This is a genomic window from Sporosarcina jiandibaonis (assembly GCF_013184495.1).
In the GTDB taxonomy this organism is placed as follows: domain Bacteria; phylum Bacillota; class Bacilli; order Bacillales_A; family Planococcaceae; genus Sporosarcina; species Sporosarcina jiandibaonis.
In genome coordinates this window covers 205422-222839 of record NZ_JAAOIY010000003.1, presented here as the reverse complement: position 1 = coordinate 222839, position 17418 = coordinate 205422, and the positions used below count along the sequence as shown (strand labels likewise).

23 protein-coding genes are annotated in these 17418 nt (G+C 39.5%); 4 read left to right on the top strand and 19 right to left on the bottom strand.

Annotated elements, in window-relative coordinates:
• Positions 1–43 precede the first annotated feature (43 nt).
• Positions 44–997 (bottom strand): threonine ammonia-lyase, encoded by a 954-nt coding sequence (locus tag G8782_RS10860; protein ID WP_172370992.1) that lies wholly within the window; start codon positions 995–997, stop codon positions 44–46.
• Positions 998–1085: 88 nt separating this feature from the next.
• On the opposite strand from G8782_RS10860, the gene G8782_RS10855 reads away from it, so the two are divergent.
• Positions 1086–1697, top strand: a complete 612-nt coding sequence (locus G8782_RS10855; protein WP_425505488.1) for a DUF3298 and DUF4163 domain-containing protein — start codon at positions 1086–1088, stop codon at positions 1695–1697.
• A gap of 123 nt (positions 1698–1820) precedes the next feature.
• Here G8782_RS10855 and G8782_RS10850 read toward each other — a convergent pair whose 3' ends face one another.
• Complete coding sequence (locus tag G8782_RS10850) at positions 1821–2540, bottom strand: NAD-dependent protein deacylase (protein WP_172370988.1); 720 nt, start codon at positions 2538–2540, stop codon at positions 1821–1823.
• 17 nt (positions 2541–2557) lie between these two features.
• The gene (locus G8782_RS10845) at positions 2558–3232 is read right to left on the bottom strand and encodes an SOS response-associated peptidase (protein WP_172370986.1); all 675 of its coding nucleotides are present in this window, start codon (positions 3230–3232) and stop codon (positions 2558–2560) included.
• A 96-nt stretch (positions 3233–3328) separates the two neighbouring features.
• Between G8782_RS10845 and G8782_RS10840 the strand changes: the two genes are divergently transcribed.
• Together G8782_RS10840 and G8782_RS10835 are read left to right on the top strand one after the other, a co-directional pair.
• Positions 3329–4036, top strand: coding sequence for a metallophosphoesterase family protein (locus G8782_RS10840; RefSeq protein WP_172370984.1), 708 nt, complete (start codon positions 3329–3331; stop codon positions 4034–4036).
• A 29-nt stretch (positions 4037–4065) separates the two neighbouring features.
• On the top strand, positions 4066–4491 hold the full coding sequence (locus G8782_RS10835) for a protein-tyrosine phosphatase family protein (protein WP_172370983.1): 426 nt from the start codon (positions 4066–4068) through the stop codon (positions 4489–4491).
• Between the two features lie 35 nt (positions 4492–4526).
• Here the strand turns inward: G8782_RS10835 and G8782_RS10830 are convergent, their stop codons facing one another.
• The 3 genes from G8782_RS10830 to G8782_RS10820 form a co-directional block, all read right to left on the bottom strand.
• The gene (locus G8782_RS10830; protein ID WP_172370982.1) at positions 4527–6104 is read right to left on the bottom strand and encodes a BCCT family transporter; all 1578 of its coding nucleotides are present in this window, start codon (positions 6102–6104) and stop codon (positions 4527–4529) included.
• Between the two features lie 187 nt (positions 6105–6291).
• A complete protein-coding gene (locus G8782_RS10825) occupies positions 6292–7467 on the bottom strand; it encodes an MFS transporter (RefSeq protein ID WP_172370981.1) in 1176 nt (391 codons plus the stop codon).
• A gap of 69 nt (positions 7468–7536) precedes the next feature.
• On the bottom strand, positions 7537–8748 hold the full coding sequence (locus tag G8782_RS10820; protein WP_172371214.1) for an MFS transporter: 1212 nt from the start codon (positions 8746–8748) through the stop codon (positions 7537–7539).
• Between the two features lie 228 nt (positions 8749–8976).
• Between G8782_RS10820 and G8782_RS10815 the strand changes: the two genes are divergently transcribed.
• The gene (locus G8782_RS10815; protein WP_172370980.1) at positions 8977–9546 is read left to right on the top strand and encodes a nitroreductase family protein; all 570 of its coding nucleotides are present in this window, start codon (positions 8977–8979) and stop codon (positions 9544–9546) included.
• Positions 9547–9589: 43 nt separating this feature from the next.
• On the opposite strand, the gene G8782_RS10810 is transcribed toward G8782_RS10815, so the two are convergent.
• The 13 genes from G8782_RS10810 to G8782_RS10750 all read right to left on the bottom strand — a co-directional run bounded on the left by G8782_RS10810 (position 9590) and on the right by G8782_RS10750 (position 17287).
• A complete protein-coding gene (locus tag G8782_RS10810; protein ID WP_172370979.1) occupies positions 9590–10135 on the bottom strand; it encodes a hypothetical protein in 546 nt (181 codons plus the stop codon).
• A 134-nt stretch (positions 10136–10269) separates the two neighbouring features.
• Entirely contained in the window at positions 10270–10488 is a 219-nt protein-coding gene (locus tag G8782_RS10805) for a hypothetical protein (RefSeq protein ID WP_172370978.1), read from the bottom strand.
• A gap of 139 nt (positions 10489–10627) precedes the next feature.
• The gene (locus tag G8782_RS10800) at positions 10628–11221 is read right to left on the bottom strand and encodes a flavin reductase family protein (protein WP_172370977.1); all 594 of its coding nucleotides are present in this window, start codon (positions 11219–11221) and stop codon (positions 10628–10630) included.
• Positions 11222–11237: 16 nt separating this feature from the next.
• Positions 11238–12161, bottom strand: coding sequence for a ring-cleaving dioxygenase (locus G8782_RS10795; protein ID WP_172370976.1), 924 nt, complete (start codon positions 12159–12161; stop codon positions 11238–11240).
• Positions 12162–12245: 84 nt separating this feature from the next.
• Positions 12246–12695 carry a GNAT family N-acetyltransferase gene (locus G8782_RS10790; RefSeq protein ID WP_172370975.1) on the bottom strand — a complete coding sequence of 150 codons (450 nt, stop codon included), beginning with the start codon at positions 12693–12695 and terminating at the stop codon, positions 12246–12248.
• Between the two features lie 115 nt (positions 12696–12810).
• On the bottom strand, positions 12811–13065 hold the full coding sequence (locus tag G8782_RS10785; RefSeq protein WP_172370973.1) for a hypothetical protein: 255 nt from the start codon (positions 13063–13065) through the stop codon (positions 12811–12813).
• A 2-nt stretch (positions 13066–13067) separates the two neighbouring features.
• A complete protein-coding gene (locus tag G8782_RS10780; RefSeq protein WP_172370971.1) occupies positions 13068–13409 on the bottom strand; it encodes an ArsR/SmtB family transcription factor in 342 nt (113 codons plus the stop codon).
• On the bottom strand, positions 13351–13935 hold the full coding sequence (locus tag G8782_RS10775) for a histidine phosphatase family protein (protein WP_172370969.1): 585 nt from the start codon (positions 13933–13935) through the stop codon (positions 13351–13353). The genes G8782_RS10780 and G8782_RS10775 overlap by 59 nt, the downstream gene beginning before the upstream one ends.
• 156 nt (positions 13936–14091) lie before the next feature.
• Positions 14092–14658 carry a GyrI-like domain-containing protein gene (locus tag G8782_RS10770; RefSeq protein ID WP_172370968.1) on the bottom strand — a complete coding sequence of 189 codons (567 nt, stop codon included), beginning with the start codon at positions 14656–14658 and terminating at the stop codon, positions 14092–14094.
• A 210-nt stretch (positions 14659–14868) separates the two neighbouring features.
• Positions 14869–16086, bottom strand: a complete 1218-nt coding sequence (locus G8782_RS10765) for a dicarboxylate/amino acid:cation symporter (protein WP_343035050.1) — start codon at positions 16084–16086, stop codon at positions 14869–14871.
• Positions 16087–16262: 176 nt separating this feature from the next.
• Positions 16263–16571, bottom strand: a complete 309-nt coding sequence (locus G8782_RS10760) for a DUF4870 domain-containing protein (protein WP_172370966.1) — start codon at positions 16569–16571, stop codon at positions 16263–16265.
• Between the two features lie 70 nt (positions 16572–16641).
• A complete protein-coding gene (locus G8782_RS10755; RefSeq protein WP_172370964.1) occupies positions 16642–17031 on the bottom strand; it encodes a DnaJ family domain-containing protein in 390 nt (129 codons plus the stop codon).
• 22 nt (positions 17032–17053) lie between these two features.
• Positions 17054–17287 carry a hypothetical protein gene (locus tag G8782_RS10750; RefSeq protein ID WP_425505487.1) on the bottom strand — a complete coding sequence of 78 codons (234 nt, stop codon included), beginning with the start codon at positions 17285–17287 and terminating at the stop codon, positions 17054–17056.
• Positions 17288–17418 lie beyond the last annotated feature (131 nt).

Below are 17418 nucleotides of genomic sequence, written 5' to 3'. Positions count from 1 at the left end.
GAAATGGAAGAATCCTACTACAATATAGGATTCTTCCATTTTTTTATTTCATTGATAAAAACTCATCCATCTGCCTCAAATCAACATTCCCGCCAGATAAAACAGCAACAATATGTTTCCCTTCAACATCCAATTTCTCCGAAAGAATCGCTGCGATTGTTACCGCGCTAGATGGTTCAATGACCTGTTTTGTTCGTTCTACAATAAAATGAAGAGCATCTCTTATCTCACCCTCTGAAACAAGTACGAGATCATCTAGATATTCTTTTAGTATTGGAAACGTCAAATCTCCCGGCTGCGATGTCCGAAGTCCGTCTGCAATGGTTGACGTCGCCGGAATCGCCGTAATCTCACCCGTTTGTAAAGATAAAAACGTATCGTTAGCAGTGTCCGGTTCCACTCCGATGACTTTTATCATCGGATTTAGTTGTTTCACCGCAGTTAAAATGCCGCTTATCAATCCCCCGCCGCCAACTGGCACGACGATAATTTCAGCATTTGGAACTTGTTCTAGTATTTCAATCCCCAACGTTCCCTGTCCCGCAATTATATACGGATCATCATACGGCGGAATAAAGACACCGTCATTTTGTTCCGCTATTTCCATCGCTTTTGGAATCCGTTCAGCTGAAGTTGTTCCGCATTTCACGATTTTCCCATTGTACGCTTCAATCGCTGCGATTTTCACAGGATTTGCATCTTCGGGAACGACGATGGTCGCTGGAACACCTAATTTATTTGCCATATATGCAACTGCCTGCCCGTGATTTCCAGACGACGCCGCGGTTATATATTTCGCCCCCTCTTTCACGGCTTGCTGAACCTTATTAGCGGCCCCCCGTATTTTAAATGAACCGGTTTTTTGCAAATGCTCCGCTTTCAAGAAGACGCGATTTCCACATAGATCATCTAATTGTGCCGAAGTCAGGATTGGCGTGTAATGCACAAAGTCTTTATTTCCAAGCTGGGCTTTCTTAACTTCTTCTAATGTAACCATCAAAAAGGTCCCCCGTTCCCTCTCAAGTTCTGATTTACCTGGTTCAACATATAATCCTTTATAACTCACGACCGAAAGGATGTTTTTATTGAAATTTCCTGTTCGAATTATCACTAAAAAAATTCCTCATAATTCACCTAAAGTGAACGTCTATTTTCCCGCAGTCACTAATTTAAAAAACACCGATGTCCAAGCAAAAATTAACCATTCAATCATGACTTTATTGAATGAAATCCTCATTGAGCAAAGCTACTATAAACCTGAACTCGTCGAAATGGCAGCCTATTATGAAATCAAAAACAATCAGCGCGGCATTCTCAGTTTAAATTTGATTGTTTATTCCTTTACTGGCGGCGCGCATGGCATGACAATTATTAAATCGCTGACATTCGACACAGCCACAGGAAAACAATATACGTTAAAAGAGTTGTTTAAAGATGGCAGCAATTATGTAGAACAGTTATCTGCGATTATTAAAGTAGATATCAAGAAATGGAAAATTCAATTGCTCGATGAATTCAAAACCATTCGTCCTGACCAAGATTTCTATATTGCCGATACATCCCTTGTCATCTATTTCCAACTCTATGAAATCACACCTTATTACTGGGGTTTTCCATATTTCCCGATTCCTATTTTAGATGTTGCGGATATTAGAAAACCCAATAGTCCGTTAGATACAATGATGGCATTCACCTGATTTTTAATGGAAATGCAAGAATTTCACTGTAAAATTAGTCCTCTTATGCGAATATATATTATGCTTTGTATGTCGGATATCACTAGGTATGTAAAGGATATCCGTTTTCATTTACACAAATAATTATTTTCCCACTAAATGGCTATCGATTTCAGCAAGAAATTCTCCGATTTTCCGATCATTAATAACAACATCCGCCAATTCGTCGAAATGGGTCGGTTCCATATTGACGATTAATAGTTTTGCGCCGTTCTCTTTTGCAATTAACGGAAATTGATTTGCTGGTGTAACTGTCAACGAAGATCCCAGTACAATAAAGAGGTCCGCTTTTTCACTTTCTTGGACCGCTCGCATAAATGTTTCTTCCGGAAGCCCTTCGCCAAATAACACAATAGAAGGTCGTAATTTACCTCCGCATTCACAATAGAAGCTTTCAGACTCATACATCTCATTTCCGTACTCTTTTTTACACGTCTCGCAATGCACTTTTTGCAGTGTCCCGTGAAGTTCCATGACGTTTTTAGATCCTGCTTCCGAATGAAAACCATCCACATTTTGCGTTATGATACTTTTGATTAACCCATCTTTTTCCCATTTCGCTAAAATGTCATGTCCATTATGCGGCTTGCAATCTTTCACGCCGAGTACGCGTTTACGATAGAATTGGAAGAATTTTTCCACGTCGCGATTCAAAGCTTCCGTACTTGCAATAAGTGCCGGATCTTCCTTTTCCCAAAGTCCTGTGTTGGCGGAACGAAAATCTGGCAGCCCGCTTTCGGTGGACATGCCTGCACCCGTATACACTACAATATATTTTGATTTCTCTAGTAAATCGACTAACAATCGAATCCCCCTATCCTTTATTTGACTTTAATTATAAGTGATTCATCATTATTTTTCGGCGAATTAACGGAAGATGAAACTGGATAAGCATCCATTTTCTCCTCATCGAACGGCACAAGTAAATTGCCCAGGAAATCTAAATCTTCTAAATTCGGAGATAACCACGTTGCTTCATCCTCAGGCCTGAGAATGACTGGCATCCTATTATGGACCGGCTTCACAAGCTCATTAGGCTGTGTCGTAATGACTGTGCATGTATGAATCGTTTTGCCTTCCGGTGATTTCCATGATTCCCATAAGCCTGCCAAAGCAAATATTCCATTTGACTTTAATTTAAAGCGCATCGGAACTTTTCCATTTTCTGTATTTTTCCATTCGTAAAAAGAGTCCGCTGGGATAATGCATCTTTTCTTTTTAAATGCGTTTTTATAACTCGGTCTCTCTGAAACAGTTTCTGCTCTAGCGTTGATCATTTTATAGCCAATCTTTTCGTCTTTCGCCCATGGCGGTATTAACCCCCAGCGTAAATGGCCCAGCCTGTTTTTCTCGCCGTCATTAACGATGGCGACCACTTGTTGCGAAGGCGCGATGTTATAACTTGGCACATAATCGCCTTCCTCGAACGCCGACTCGATATAAAACCGTTCGACAATATCATAATACGGGGCGAATAAAGTAAATCGACCGCACATAAAATTCACCTCTCACTTTCCGCATGTTTACATTAGTTTATCATTGTTGTACCGTAGAGTCACAAGAACTGCTACCCGAAAGGACGTTGCCATTAGATGAAACGCATACTTGCAATAAGCGATATCCACGGAGAAATAGAGTTATTTGAACGATTATTATCCGATGTAAACTATGATTCATCTCATGATCAACTAATTCTTTTAGGCGATTATGTAGACCGGGGACCAAATTCGAAAAAAGTCTTGGATAAAGTGATCGAATTGGAATCAGAAGGAGCATTTGTTCTTAAAGGGAATCATGAAGATATGATGATCAAAGCACTGACAACCGATGAAGAGCGTCCTTGGAAAAACTGGGTCAATCGAAATGGCGGACGCACAACATTAGAAAGCTACGGATTTACTCCTAGTGAGTTTCTAGTTCCAGATGAAAAAGAATTTATTAAACCAAAGCTTCGCTGTGTAACGCTTGCTAGGCATCTCGATTTCATTCAAAATCTTGAACATTACATTGAGCTGGAAGAATACATATTTGTTCATGCTGGAGTCCGTCCAAACCTAGCGCTCGAAGAAACAGATCCTTATACATTGATGTGGATTCGTGAAGAATTTTACAGCACATATTCTGGCCAAAAGACAATCGTTTTTGGGCATACACCGACAAAGCATTTACATGGCAAGCACTCAATCTTTTTTGGAAATAATCGAATCATCGGAATCGATGGCGGCGCGGTTTTCGGCGGTCAGTTAAATTGTCTGGAATTGCCAAACCTTGACGTCTACTGCGTGAAATCTCATAAATGAATGCTATACTGAAATTTAGAGGTGATTTTATGAAAAACAAAAAATATGAAGCTATCGTACCTGGTCGAATTTTCATCGGAGGTATTGATGCAATCGATGAACTTCTTGAGAACGAAAAGATTGACGTAATCTACGATTTGCGCGCAGAGGTGAAAGGTCCGCTTTCCAGCGAAGTCAGCGTCCACCAGCCTATAGTAGACGAGGCAGACAATCAAGATGAGTCGATTAAAGCTGCTGTAACAGAAGTAATGAATGCATATAATTCCGGTAAAAATGTATATTTCCATTGCAACACAGGCCGTGGAAGAGCTGGAACAATTGCCGCAGCAACCTTAATTGAACTTGGATTAGCTGATTCTGTCGATGAAGCTGAACAAAAAGCAAAAGAAATCCGGCCGCAAATAAATGTTCGTCCACAGTTCAAAGATGCTTTAAAAAGAATTTATAAGGATTGAAAAAATGCCGAGTCCAACAGGAGCTCGGCATTTCATTATTTTATTCTTTTATTCAAATCTCTTTCAATTGCTCTTTTCTTCGCTTCCCTTTCAATGCGAGTAAAACGTCTAATATCGGAGGAACGAACCGGAATGGGTTCTCGCTTTAAAAGTTTCGACATTGAGAAAACCAAGAGCACTAATAATAAAGTAAATGGCAGAGCAGACACGAGCGAAGCTGATTGCAACGCCTCCAAACCGCCAGCATACAAAAGGACAACAGCAATTGCAGACATTAGAATGCCCCAAACCATCTTGACCATTAACGGTGGAAATAAACTTCCCTTCGTCGTCATGCTTGCCAATATATAAGTAGCAGAATCTGCCGATGTTACAAGAAAAGTAAAAATTAATAAGATGGATAGTGCAGATATAAAACCGGTAAACGGGACATGTTCAAAGGTTGAAAATATAGCCGATGTGACGTCCGCATCAACTGCTTCAGCTATATTAGTTCCTTTATTTAAATCGCTGTTTAAAGCAGTTCCACCTAATGTCGCGATCCACATGCAAGCAAACACGGGCGGAATTACCATTACGCCTGCTATGAATTCCCGTATCGTCCTGCCTTTCGATACGCGAGCAACAAATGCGCCGACAAATGGAGACCAAGCAATCGTCCATGCCCAATAGAAAATTGTCCAATCCCGTACCCAAGTGCCGCCCTGATAAGGCTCTAATCTCAAGCTGTATTGAATGAAGTTCGTAATATAATCCCCAATCGCCAAAGTAAATGTATCTAAAATGAAAACTTTAGGTCCTACCGCGAAAATAAAAACTAATAAGGCGATCGCCATTCCTAAGTTGAAATTCCCTAAATAGCGAATCCCTTTATTTAACCCTGTAGTCGCGGAAGCCATATAAGCGATGAAAACCAATACCGCAATAATCAATTGGACACCGAATGTATTGCCAATATTAAATACAGATTGCAATCCGCCGCTCATCTGTAAAATTCCCAGACCGAGTGAAGTTGCAATCCCCATTACAGTCGCAATAACTGAAAATGAATCGATTGTTGTCTTCACTGCCTTGTTAGACCCCATTAGCGGCTCTAAAGCTGTAGAAATAAGTCCGTCTTTTTTCTTCCGAAATTGTAAAAAACCGATTACGAGTCCGACAATTGCAAAGATCGCCCACTGCGAGATTCCCCAGTGAAAAAACGAATATCCCATTGCGATTCGTGCAGCCTCTTCCGATTGAGGCGCTACGTCGTCCATTGGCGAAGTAAAATAATGGCTCATCGGTTCCGCGACACCCCAGAAAACAAGTCCCACGCCGAAGCCTGCTGAGAATAACATGCCGATCCATGTGAAAAATGGGTAATCTGGTCTTTCATTGTCTCCTCCGATTCGAATAGCTCCATATTTGCTGATTGCCAGCCCGATAAGAAATACAATCACGATGAAAACCGCTAGTAAATAAAACCAACCAAAATTAATCGTTGTAAATCCGTACAATCTTTCAGCTACGTTTCCGAACTTTCTTGGAATAGCTGCTCCTAGAATAACTAAAACTAAAATCACTACTGCTGATATAGAGAAAACTGGATTCTTCCAAAACCTCTTATCCAAAGCAAACCGACTCCTATTTTTATTCGTTCATATTTGACTACCCGAGAACTTTTGCACTTAAACCTTAAATCGGAAATCCTTTTCCTCTATCTTTACTAGTCTTCCTAAAATAGCCGCTCTTTTTCATAGATATTTATTCAGCAGAAACAAAAAACAGGCATCCATTTTTATCTGGATAGCCTGTCGATTATGAGGTTATATTTTTTGGAGCCTTCCATAGCATTGAACCGATTGTTGTTAATGCTAGGACGATTAACCCCAAAATAAATGGATAAATAATATTAAAATCAAACAATATCCCCGCAAGTATTGGCCCTAACACATTCCCGATACTCATATAGGCATTGTTCATGCCCATTGCAAAGCCTTGTTCGTTTCCAGCTAACTTGGATATAAGTGTCGTCAATACAGGACGCAACATTGATGTGGCTAGAAAGATTATCAACGTAACGGCAAAAAACATCACGTATGTCGTGGCAATAATCGATAATAAAAAGCCGACTGCAACTATGCCAAGAAAAATAGTCAAAACTGCCGGCTCGCCAAATCGGCGCACGACTCGGTCGACCGCAAACAATTGGATGATCGTACTGACAATACCGGTCGACGTCACGAGAATGGCAATGTCTTTTGGCGACGCGCCGAATTCATTGTCAACAAACAATCCGAGCACAGATTCATATGCCATCAATCCGAAACTCATAACGAGCGTTATCAAAAGAGGCACAATGAATGGTTTACTAAACGATTGGATAATCTCTTTCACCATCGGATCAGAATTCATGGCATTCAATTCAACTTCTTCATCTCTGCTTTCTTTTAACATGACCGCGGAGAAAACGACAGCGGCCAACCCTACAATTGCTGAGACCAATAAAGGCATTTTCAGACCGAAATCCGCTAAAAATCCGCCAATTCCAGGCCCGATTACAATTCCTAGAGACATCGCCGCTGAAATCATACTATTTCCTTTTGCACGCTGATCCATCGTCGTAATATCGGCTACATAGGCAAATATCGCGGGAATTAACAGTGCAGCCCCGATTCCGCCAATTACTCTTGATAAATACAATACTGTAATTGAATCTGAAAAATAAAATACGAACATCGAAATGGCTAATCCGCTAAGACCCGCAATTATCATCACTCTTCGACCGTACTGATCTGCCCATCTTCCGGCAATAGGCGACATGATTAACTGCGCACCTGCAAATATCGCTATCATTAGGCCAGCTGCTTTCCCCCCTTCACCAATCGAAAGGAGATAAGCAGGTAAAATTGGAATAATAATACCAAAACTTCCTACAGCGATAAACATATTTATCATTAATATTAATAACTTTTTCCGTTGATCTTGAGACAACTTATTCAACCTACTTTCACAAAAATGACAACACTTCATTATAATGAAAGATTATCAAATAAGCAATCATTATTTAGCTTCAATAATTTTCTGATCACGCGGCAATGCTAAACCGACAAGTCCGATAATCGGAAGGAAAGAAATAACAATCATCGTGTTATAGATTCCGATTTGGTCCATCAATATTCCAATCACAACCGACCCGATTGCCCCCATTCCGAAAGCGAGCCCTACAGTTAAACCAGCCATCGTTCCGATTTTACTCGGCACAAGTTCCTGCGCATAGACCACCGTAACCGAAAAGCTCAGCATAATGAAAAATCCAATGATGCTGAGTAATACGATGACGGCCCATAATGGAACGTAAGGCAACAAAATACAAAATGGGATTGGCAATGCCAAAGATAATACAATAACGTTTTTTCGGCCAATCTTATCTGCCATCGGACCGCCAAAAAATGTTCCCGCCGCTCCGAGCGCTAAAAATAGGAAGATGCATAACTGCCCTTGAGAAATGGATAGCCCGTAAGATTTTAGTAAATGGAATATGTAAAAGTTTGTAATGCTGATTACATAAAATGATCGCGCAAAAATAATCACTAATAATAAACTAAGTGCGATACATACCTGCTTTTTAGATAAGTTCGCCATCGTAGATAAAATAACGCGTTTTCGATTGTTCAACTTTTCCTGAACTAGTTGTTCTTTATACCAGGCAGAAATTTTCATCAATATAAAGATCGCAAGCCCAGCAACCAATATAAATATCGCCGCACCCTTTTGACCGAGCGGAACCAATATGAAAGCGCTGATTAGAGGCGCAAGGGCCTGTCCCGAATTACCGCCAACTTGATAGATGGATTGCGATAGTCCCCTTTTCGAGCCCGCCGCCATGAATGATACACGAGACCCTTCAGGATGAAAAACAGCAGATCCAAATCCGAGTAATATCACGAAAACAAGAATCATCCAATATTCCGGAGCAAAAGCAAGTCCGGCTATTCCAACAAGTGAAAAGGTCATCCCGATTGGAAGTGCATATGGTCTAGGTTTTCGATCACTTATGTAGCCAACCACTGGTTGCAAAACGGATGCAACCATATTCAACGCAAATGCGATTAGCCCAAGCTGTGTAAATGACAAGCCCATGCTTTCTTCAAGAATCGGGAACATTGCTGGAATAACCGCTTGCAATGAATCATTTAATAAATGAACACCGCCGATTGCGAACATAACTGCATAAACTGGATTACCGACAATCGATTTAGTTTTTGTGGACATGATTAATTTCACAAATGAACACCGCCGATTGCGAACATAACTGCATAAACTGGATTACCGACAATCGATTTAGTTTTTGTGGACATGATTAATTTCACTTCTTTCATTATTTTCCAATCATTTCATCATCTAAGTATAACCTATAATTCAGTACTCTTGGATTTTTTTCTATAAATCGCTATACTTAATAGAGATAGATAGCATTATTAATAGAAAGAGGTCAATTTATTGAACATATTTGAAGCAATCAAGACACGGAGAAGTGTCCCAAAAATGGAAGATAAAACTGTGCCAACAGAACTGGTTGAACAAATCATTGAGGCAGGTACCTATGCGCCTAACCATTTCCGCACAGAACCTTGGCGCTTTTTCGTATTATCTGGTGAAGGCCGTGCAAAATTAGGAGATGTCCTGGGGGAAATCACAAAATCAGAACTAGAAGAATTAGAGTCGGAAGCAAGTCAGAAAAAAATAGAACGCAGCCAAAATAATCCGTTCCGTTCACCCGTCATTATTGCAGTAGGCATTGAACCGAGCGACCGAAATAATGTCATTTTAAAAGAAGAATATGCAGCCGTGAATGCTTGCGTGCAAAATATGTTATTAACAGCTCATGCTCTCGGTCTTGGTGCAGTTTGGCGCACGGGCGCAATTTGCTACAATCCAAAAGTAGCTGAATTCTTTGGTCTATCCGAGCAAGGAGAAATTATTGCATTCATTTACTTAGGTTATCCCGATGTAGAACCGGCTCCGAGAAAGCGTACAGATGCAAAAGAACTTACAACTTGGATAAATTAACAAAAAGGGATGCTGCAGCATCCCTTTTCAAATTAAGTCTTATTCATTTCCAAACAGCGCTATATTTTTTACGATATTTCGGGTCTTCTTCCAATTCAATCAACTCGAGAGCCGTTCGTTTTATATTTTCGTCTTTTAATTCATCATACAAATCTTTCAAACCTTGGATCATATCGAAACGTCTTAATGTGTAATGCTTTTCACCTGCACCATTTTGAAAGCGGTCAATGAAATGATTCAAAACGAGATTCTTTTGCTCTTCACCTGCTAAGCCAACCCGCCAAATAGCCTGCAAACTATGTCGAGCTGTCACGAACCTCGGATCTTTCGTCACTTCCCAAAGTGTTGGAAAAACAGTAAGTATTCTTTTTTCAGGATCGCTTATTGCCAAACCAGCAAGAAACTGGGCAGCACGTGATCTACGATGATTATCGGCATCCGTTAGCCAATCCACTAATTCATCCCAAACTTCATAAGCCCATTCTACTTTTTTCTGAGTAGCGGCTAAGATAGCAGTAATAGCTTCATATTGTAGTTCTTTGTCTGACCCTTCTAGGTTTTCGAAATTTGATTTCATAATCTTGTCCAACAGATCAACCTCTTTCTCACAAATGAACCTCATTTTATACTTAACTATACAGGGAGCCTTTCCGTATATCTACTACAACTGATTTCAAAAAATAAACAGAACTATTGTAAGCCCTGTTTAAATCTCTTCCTCCATTAAAAACGGTTGAATCTTCCGTACCGATGATCCATATGTCTGAAATCGCCCATATGATGCCTTCCCTGAAAATGAACCGGACGGCCAAAATGATGTCCCATATGATACCCCGGATAGTGGCCCATATGGTGCCCCATATTATGGTAGTGATGATGATGGTGATGTTCATGTCGATACTCCCGCCGATGTTCACGACGAAACTCCCCTGGATTTCTCATTGTATATACCCCCTTTACAAATATAGTATGTGAGAGTAATAATTAACCTTAGACTTTGTCCTATTTCTTCGGAAGTATATCAATCGAAACTAAAGAAAAAAAGCTCCCATTATTATTTCGGGAACTTTCTTTTCAGTAGTCATTTCGGTCTTTCAATATCGAATATTTCCCCAATCTTCGCATAGCTGCTTCCAGCTAATCGACTTACCGCGCCAAGTCCTCTTGGATCAATTTTTCCGTCCTGGTAGATGTCTTTACTAATGTGAAATTGAACGATTTTACCAATGATAAGATCACATCCGTCAAATTCAACTACATGTTCCAATATGCATTCCATGCGGATTTTAGCTTCTTCAACACCGGGCACCGCAATGATTGTACTTTGTATCTGAGTCAGTCCAGCAGTACTGACTTCACTTTCATTCGACGGAAGATTCGCTGCAGTCTCATTGATTTTCTCAACATTATCCTGATTGACAATATGAACAACGAATTCTTTTTTGTTAAGGATATTGCGGGCCGTATCCTTTTTCTCGTTCCCTATATGTTGGACAGTGATTGATACCATAGGCGGATTGGAAGATACAATATTAAAATAACTGAATGGAGCGCCGTTCAACGTTCCATCTTCAGCCAGTGATGTCACAAATGCAATCGGCCTTGGAATAATACTGCCAATCATTAGTTTGTAATTATCTCTTTCCTTATTCTTCGATGGATCAATTGAAATCAATGAATTCACTCCTCAATTACTTTATCTCTCTAACTTCTACAGGGATTAAAATACTTTCGAGTTCTTCTCTTTCATCTTCAAATTGCGCTGGAAGCATTATTTTTTCACCCATTGTTTCCCATGATTCATCATGTGCAAATCCAGGTGGATCCGTAGCAATTTCAAATAAGGTGCCTCCGTGTTCTCTGAAGTAAATTGCTTTAAAGTAATTTCGATCTCTTACTGGTGTCACTTCAAAGCCATTTTCCTCGACAAAACTTCTCCACTCCAACTGTTCCGCATCATCCTTAGTACGCCAAGCGATATGGTGCACAACGCCAGGTCCTTGATGGCCTTTACCAAATGAAGTTGCCTTTATATCAATGATATTCCCTAATTCACTCGCTGATTTAAAACGAATATATTCGCCTTCTTTGCCAACTAACTCAAGTCCTAACACATTATCCAATACGTCGGCTGTTTCGGTTGATTTTGCGGAATATAGAGTTGCCCCTCCAAGGCCTTTAATAGCAAAGTCTTCAGTAACGCCTCCAAATTCCCATTTGTTAGAAGCACCTTCTTCGCGTTCCACAATTTCTAATAGAAGGCCATGTGGATCTTGGAATTGTAAGTATTGTTCACCAAAACGTTCAGTTTCAGTGTACGAAACTTTAAAGCTTTCAAGTCTATTTTTCCAAAATTGCATGGCACCTACCGGAACTACGTATGAAGATACACCAACTTCACCATCGCCCACTATACCGTTCTCAGCTCCAGGCAAAGCAAAAAATGTAATTAGTGTTCCCGGGTTCCCTTGCTCATTTCCAAAATATAAATGATACCTAACTTTATCTCCAAAGTTCACCGTTTTCTTTACCAAACGCAACCCTAATACACTTGCATAAAAATCGACGTTTTCCTGCGGGTGGCCTACAATTGCTGTGATATGGTGGATACCCATTGTTTTTTGTCATCTTCGTTCACTCCTTATATGTTATATTATCTCGAATTCAAGGTAAATTGTCAAAGTGAATGATTGATTTCACTACTGAATCTGCGCTATTTTTTTATACATCAGTTTATGCGGTCCTATCGGATTGATAGTAAACACATCACCGAATGCGCTCAAACCCATTTTTTCATAATAACTACTTGCGGAAATCCTAGCATTGCACCACCAAAGATCAGCATGTCGATCTCTGAGGATTGTTTCCGCAAATTGTATCAACGCGCTGCCTGCTCGTAGATTTCTAAACTCAGGTAATGTAGCCATTCCCCTTAGGCGATATTGGACTTTTCCATCAAAACTTTTGCTTTGTTCTTCATAATAAGAAGCGACGCTTATTAATTTCCCGTTTAGGAAAGCACCAAGATGAAATGCATTTTCATTATAGTCATCATCGTATTTGCATTCGTCTATTATTTGATTGGGACGTAAAACGATATGTCTAATTTGATAAGTGTCTTCGGGATTAATTTGTTTTATGACTAACAAATAGACCAGCTCCTTTCATAGATATTAATTTCAATAGTTTCCTGTAAAATTCCTGCTTTATATAATTAAACACGGAATCCATTTATTTTCATAATGGATTCCGTGTTAAAAATGCTTATTCGACTTCTTTCAAGATTTTTTCGATTGATTGAATTCGGTTATTTATTTCCTTTAATTCAACGGCTAATCGTTGCTGTTGTTGTAGAAATTCCTGTTGGAGTTGAATTGAATCTACTACCTTTTGAAATAGCACTTCATTCGTTGGTCCAGATTGTTTTTTCGAAAACTTCACGATCAGAACAATAACGAGAGTGAAAACTGCAAGCCAAAATAATATTGGCAACATGACAAGCAAACTAACAGTATTCATTGTCATTTCCCTTCTTTCTTTTGAATCGTTAATGTTTTGACAGCTCTCGTTATCATCTCTTGATTTATATGAAAATCAAATGAAACGAGCTGATAATACTTCATTGCTTTTCCATCCTCTGAAAGCTCCATTTCGCTTTTCACAATACCTGCCTGTTCAAGTTTTTTCAAGTGCATATACAACAATGGTCGACTCATTTCAGTATCCCTTGCTAACTGACTCACGTATTGCCTGCCCATACATAAGACTGAAATAATTTTAAGTCTATGTGGATTGGACAATGCTTCAAACAATACCTTGCAAGTGTTCCATGCAATTATAAAGTTCACAGTAATTCGTTTCATCTTGAAGCTTTACAACCGTGACGGATGTGTTCCCCAAACTATCGTTTAGCTCCTCATCCGCTACAAGCTCTCTCACTAATCTACGAATGAAACTGCCATGACTAACAACTAACACCCTTTCATTCGGATGTTTCGCTTTTACATCTTCAATGAATGCCATACCTCTTGCGATGAGATCCTCATGCGCTTCCATGCCCAAATCTAATTCATGCCATGACTCTCCCCATCTTTCAATCCGTTCTGCTTCTGTCGTACCTTCGATTTGACCGCCGCTAATTTCACGTAAACGATCATCCACGAAAAATTCGATACCCGGTTTTCTTTCCGCGATGATTTCAGCAGTCTTTTTTGCGCGTATTAGATGACTAGAATATATGACATCCCACTGTTCATCTTTTAATCTATTCGCAACGTGCTCTGCCATCTGAATACCTTCTTCGTCTAGCGGAATATCCGAACTTCCCTGCGCTCTCCCCTCTTTATTCCAAGCTGTCACACCATGTCGAACAAATCCAATTGTCGTCATAAAACACACATCCTTTTAATAATACGTTGCATTTATTATACAGAGTTAGAACCTGCGTTGCACACATGTGCTGTCTTCGGACTCCTTCAATATTGCAAAAAGAAACCTCCTACTCACGGGGAATTTCTTGGCGAGTGGGAGGTTTTATCTTTTCGTTCAATCTTTAATCTTAAAAGCGATTTCAATCGACCATTTATCGAGGTCTGGCTCTATAGCTGGGTCAGTTAAATAGTATTCAAACCGACCGCCCCATATTTCTTCATTATCCTCTACCTTTTTATCCCACGTAATTCCACGATTTTCCGACCACTCTTCAAGCAGGTTGACTGTCTCATGGATACGGTCTGGATGTCCTTTATGGTCAATAATAACGTATTTTCCTTCTGGAATAGTACCCGCAATGACTCTTTCGTTACCAAAAGTTGCATTTACAACCGGGATTCCAACTTCTAATTTGAATTTCTTATTCGTACCACCGACTGTCCAATAACGAAAAAACGGTGCACCATTGGGTTGTAGACCTTTTTTCTTTAACCATTCGAAGAGTTCTTTAATTAGAGCATTGACTTTACCCCACTCTTTTAAAGTGGCTTCAATTGGAATAGCGATATAAGAACGCTCAGCACATGCTTCTATTCTTGGTTCAATCATACCTTTAGATTCATCAGTTGGATTGTCCTGTAGAGGTATCTGTTGTGAAATTTTTTCGTCGATTTTATTCATGACAATTCTACCTCCTTAAGAAAGTTTATTTCCATCAGTTACTATTCCCATAAAAGTCGATATAATAACTAAAAAGGTTGTTTCTTTATTCCAATATATTTATTTGACAACAAAACTCCTAACTTCTTCTCTATAAAACTTTATGTAACACGGTTTTAAAATGAAGGAACTGGAGACGACTAGTTATTCCAGTTCCCGTTTTTCACGAAATTATTTTACAGGACTAATTTCCGTTTCAACTTTTTCAGTACCCGCAACAACAACAGCAGCTGATGCATCCCCGACAATGTTTACAGTTGTGCGCATCATATCCAAGACTCGATCAATACCTGCAATCAAGGCAATTCCCTCAAGCGGCATATTGACGGATGTCAAAACCATCGCCAACATGATCATCCCTGCTCCAGGAACTCCCGCAGTACCGATTGATGCTAATACAGTCGTCAAAATAACTGTGAGGAGCTGTAAAAATGTGAGATCCAAACTATAGAATTGCGCTATGAATATTACTGCCACTCCTTGGTAGATGGCTGTCCCGTCCATATTAATCGTTGCGCCGAGCGGCAAGACGAAACTCGATATTTTGCTTGGAACGCCAAGATTTTCGTTCGTGTTTTTAATGGTCACAGGTAATGTACCTGCACTACTCGCAGTACTAAATGCAACGAGCGCAGCTGGTGAAATTCCCTTGAAAAATTTGAGCGGACTCATTTTCCCCCATGTTTTAACAGCCGCAGAATAGACAATTACTGCGTGGAGTATACATGCGAGATAGACGGCAATAATCACCTTAAGTAAAGGCAATAATACAGAAACGCCGTACTGTCCGATAATCGGTGCAAGCAAACCAAGAATCCCGATCGGAGCAACTTTCATGACGATACCGGTTATTTTATACATAACCTCCGAAAACCCTTCAAAAAACCGATAGACGGGTTGCGCCTTTTCACCGACAAATGTAATGGCTAATCCGATAAACAATGCGAAGAAAATAATTTGTAAAATGTTACCTTCAGCTAAAGCGGCGAAAGGATTTGTAGGAATGATATTTAAAATTGTCGCAATGGCTCCTTCTGTCTCTTGCGCTGCTGCTTCCGGAACTACAAGCCCTTCTGTAGAAATATCCAAACCTTTCCCTGGTGAAATCATAAAAGCAACAGCCAACCCAATGATAATTGCGATTGCTGTCGTTACTAAATAATAAACAATAGTTTTTAGTCCAATCCGGCCTAATTGTTTGGGATTTGATGAACTCGCTACCCCTACAACGAGCGTCGATAAAATAAGCGGTGCAATGATAAATTTAATTAATCTTAAAAATAAATCCCCTAGCGGTTTCAAGAAGTCTATGGAACTGCCAAAAACGCTTCCCAAAATGATGGCTAGTACAAATGCAATGAAGATTTGCGTCACTAGATTAAATTTGATTTTCACTTTAATTCCCCTTTCATTGTTTTCTATTTCCCCCATTTCTACTATACTAACATATTCAGATAATTCTACATACATGAATAATATTTTGCTAATAAAAAAAACGCACGTTTTTTCCAATTAAAAAAACGCACCCGCTAATGATTCGCGGAATGCGTTAATTAAAATGAATATCATTGTACCCATTTTCCGACAAACGGGTAATCGTACCTCTCATTTTTAAGCGCTTTGACAATGCCGATAATTGGCACGACGATCCACATGATACTAAATCCGATTAAAAAAGGAAGACCGATTAGAAATACTGACATGATAACCGATATGGCAATTAATACTCCCATGACAAGCTGAAAAAGAATTGCCTGAATGGATAACTTTTTGATATCGTTTTCATCGCTAATTAAGAACATTAAAATCGGCACCAAAAAAGGCGCGAAAAAAGCACTTGCATGGATCAACACTTTCATTCCTGTATTTTCCATATGAAAACCTCCATTTTTTCCTGGTATTTACTATACGATTGAACAAATAGAAAGTTTCATTTAATATTATTTACCAATGCTCGGCAGCGGCTTTTATTGTCTGAAGTGATACTTGACCTTTTTGCAGCGGCGGCGGACATGCTTTGTTGTAATCGTTAATTTTCTCGTTTATTTTTATAATAAGTTCGTTCAGCTCGGAATCAGAACGTATAGCAATAACATCAATCATAGAAAGAATGGCATCCCGTATTTCATGACGAAGTTTTAGCCAATGAGGTTTATAACCAGCGTCTTGCGCGATGCGTTGAAAATGCTGGAATGTATCTCCGGAAAAGTATTCTTTCGAGAGCGGTTTTCCAGCGCCTTTAAGATTGTCCATTCCGCCGTCAGCTGTATGCTTTTTTAATATATCGCCGATTAAATCGTTGTATTGCGGAGGATTAAGCTTTTCATTTTTCATGGCAACAAACCTCGCTTAATTATCATATTTTCATTATGTCATTAGGGTTAGGCGTGAAATCTAACTTCATTTTTTCGAGTTCTAATTTCATTTTTTCTGTTTCGATTACAAAGTTTTGTTGTTTCAACTGTTCAAGTTCGATTTGTTCACGCGTTAATTCAAGCGTTATTTTCGCGATTTTTCTTTTGTGTTCCGTAACGATTGCTGTTATGGGAACGCACATGACGACTGCGACTATACCAAATACCAATAGCAACTCCATCACCCCTGTTTGATTTTTCCGTTAGTTTCATTGTACCTTATTTAGATTTGGTGTCACGACATTTTTTCTTTTAGTATGACTTTTATTTGGACATACTCACACAATACGTTAATTCATAAAGGAGT

What these genes read in the sequence shown, in the direction of transcription:
- G8782_RS10845 (WP_172370986.1), bottom strand. Translation starts at nt 3,232, where the DNA reads ATGTGCGGTCGATTTACTTTATTCGCCCCGTATTATGATATTGTCGAA.
- G8782_RS10840 (WP_172370984.1), top strand. Translation starts at nt 3,329, where the DNA reads ATGAAACGCATACTTGCAATAAGCGATATCCACGGAGAAATAGAGTTA.
- G8782_RS10820 (WP_172371214.1), bottom strand. Translation starts at nt 8,748, where the DNA reads ATGTCCACAAAAACTAAATCGATTGTCGGTAATCCAGTTTATGCAGTT.
- G8782_RS10835 (WP_172370983.1), top strand. Translation starts at nt 4,066, where the DNA reads ATGAAAAACAAAAAATATGAAGCTATCGTACCTGGTCGAATTTTCATC.
- G8782_RS10760 (WP_172370966.1), bottom strand. Translation starts at nt 16,571, where the DNA reads ATGGAAAATACAGGAATGAAAGTGTTGATCCATGCAAGTGCTTTTTTC.
- G8782_RS10775 (WP_172370969.1), bottom strand. Translation starts at nt 13,935, where the DNA reads ATGACGACAATTGGATTTGTTCGACATGGTGTGACAGCTTGGAATAAA.
- G8782_RS10780 (WP_172370971.1), bottom strand. Translation starts at nt 13,409, where the DNA reads ATGAAACGAATTACTGTGAACTTTATAATTGCATGGAACACTTGCAAG.
- G8782_RS10860 (WP_172370992.1), bottom strand. Translation starts at nt 997, where the DNA reads ATGGTTACATTAGAAGAAGTTAAGAAAGCCCAGCTTGGAAATAAAGAC.
- G8782_RS10755 (WP_172370964.1), bottom strand. Translation starts at nt 17,031, where the DNA reads ATGAAAAATGAAAAGCTTAATCCTCCGCAATACAACGATTTAATCGGC.
- G8782_RS10785 (WP_172370973.1), bottom strand. Translation starts at nt 13,065, where the DNA reads ATGAATACTGTTAGTTTGCTTGTCATGTTGCCAATATTATTTTGGCTT.
- G8782_RS10795 (WP_172370976.1), bottom strand. Translation starts at nt 12,161, where the DNA reads ATGGGTATCCACCATATCACAGCAATTGTAGGCCACCCGCAGGAAAAC.
- G8782_RS10805 (WP_172370978.1), bottom strand. Translation starts at nt 10,488, where the DNA reads ATGAGAAATCCAGGGGAGTTTCGTCGTGAACATCGGCGGGAGTATCGA.
- G8782_RS10770 (WP_172370968.1), bottom strand. Translation starts at nt 14,658, where the DNA reads ATGAATAAAATCGACGAAAAAATTTCACAACAGATACCTCTACAGGAC.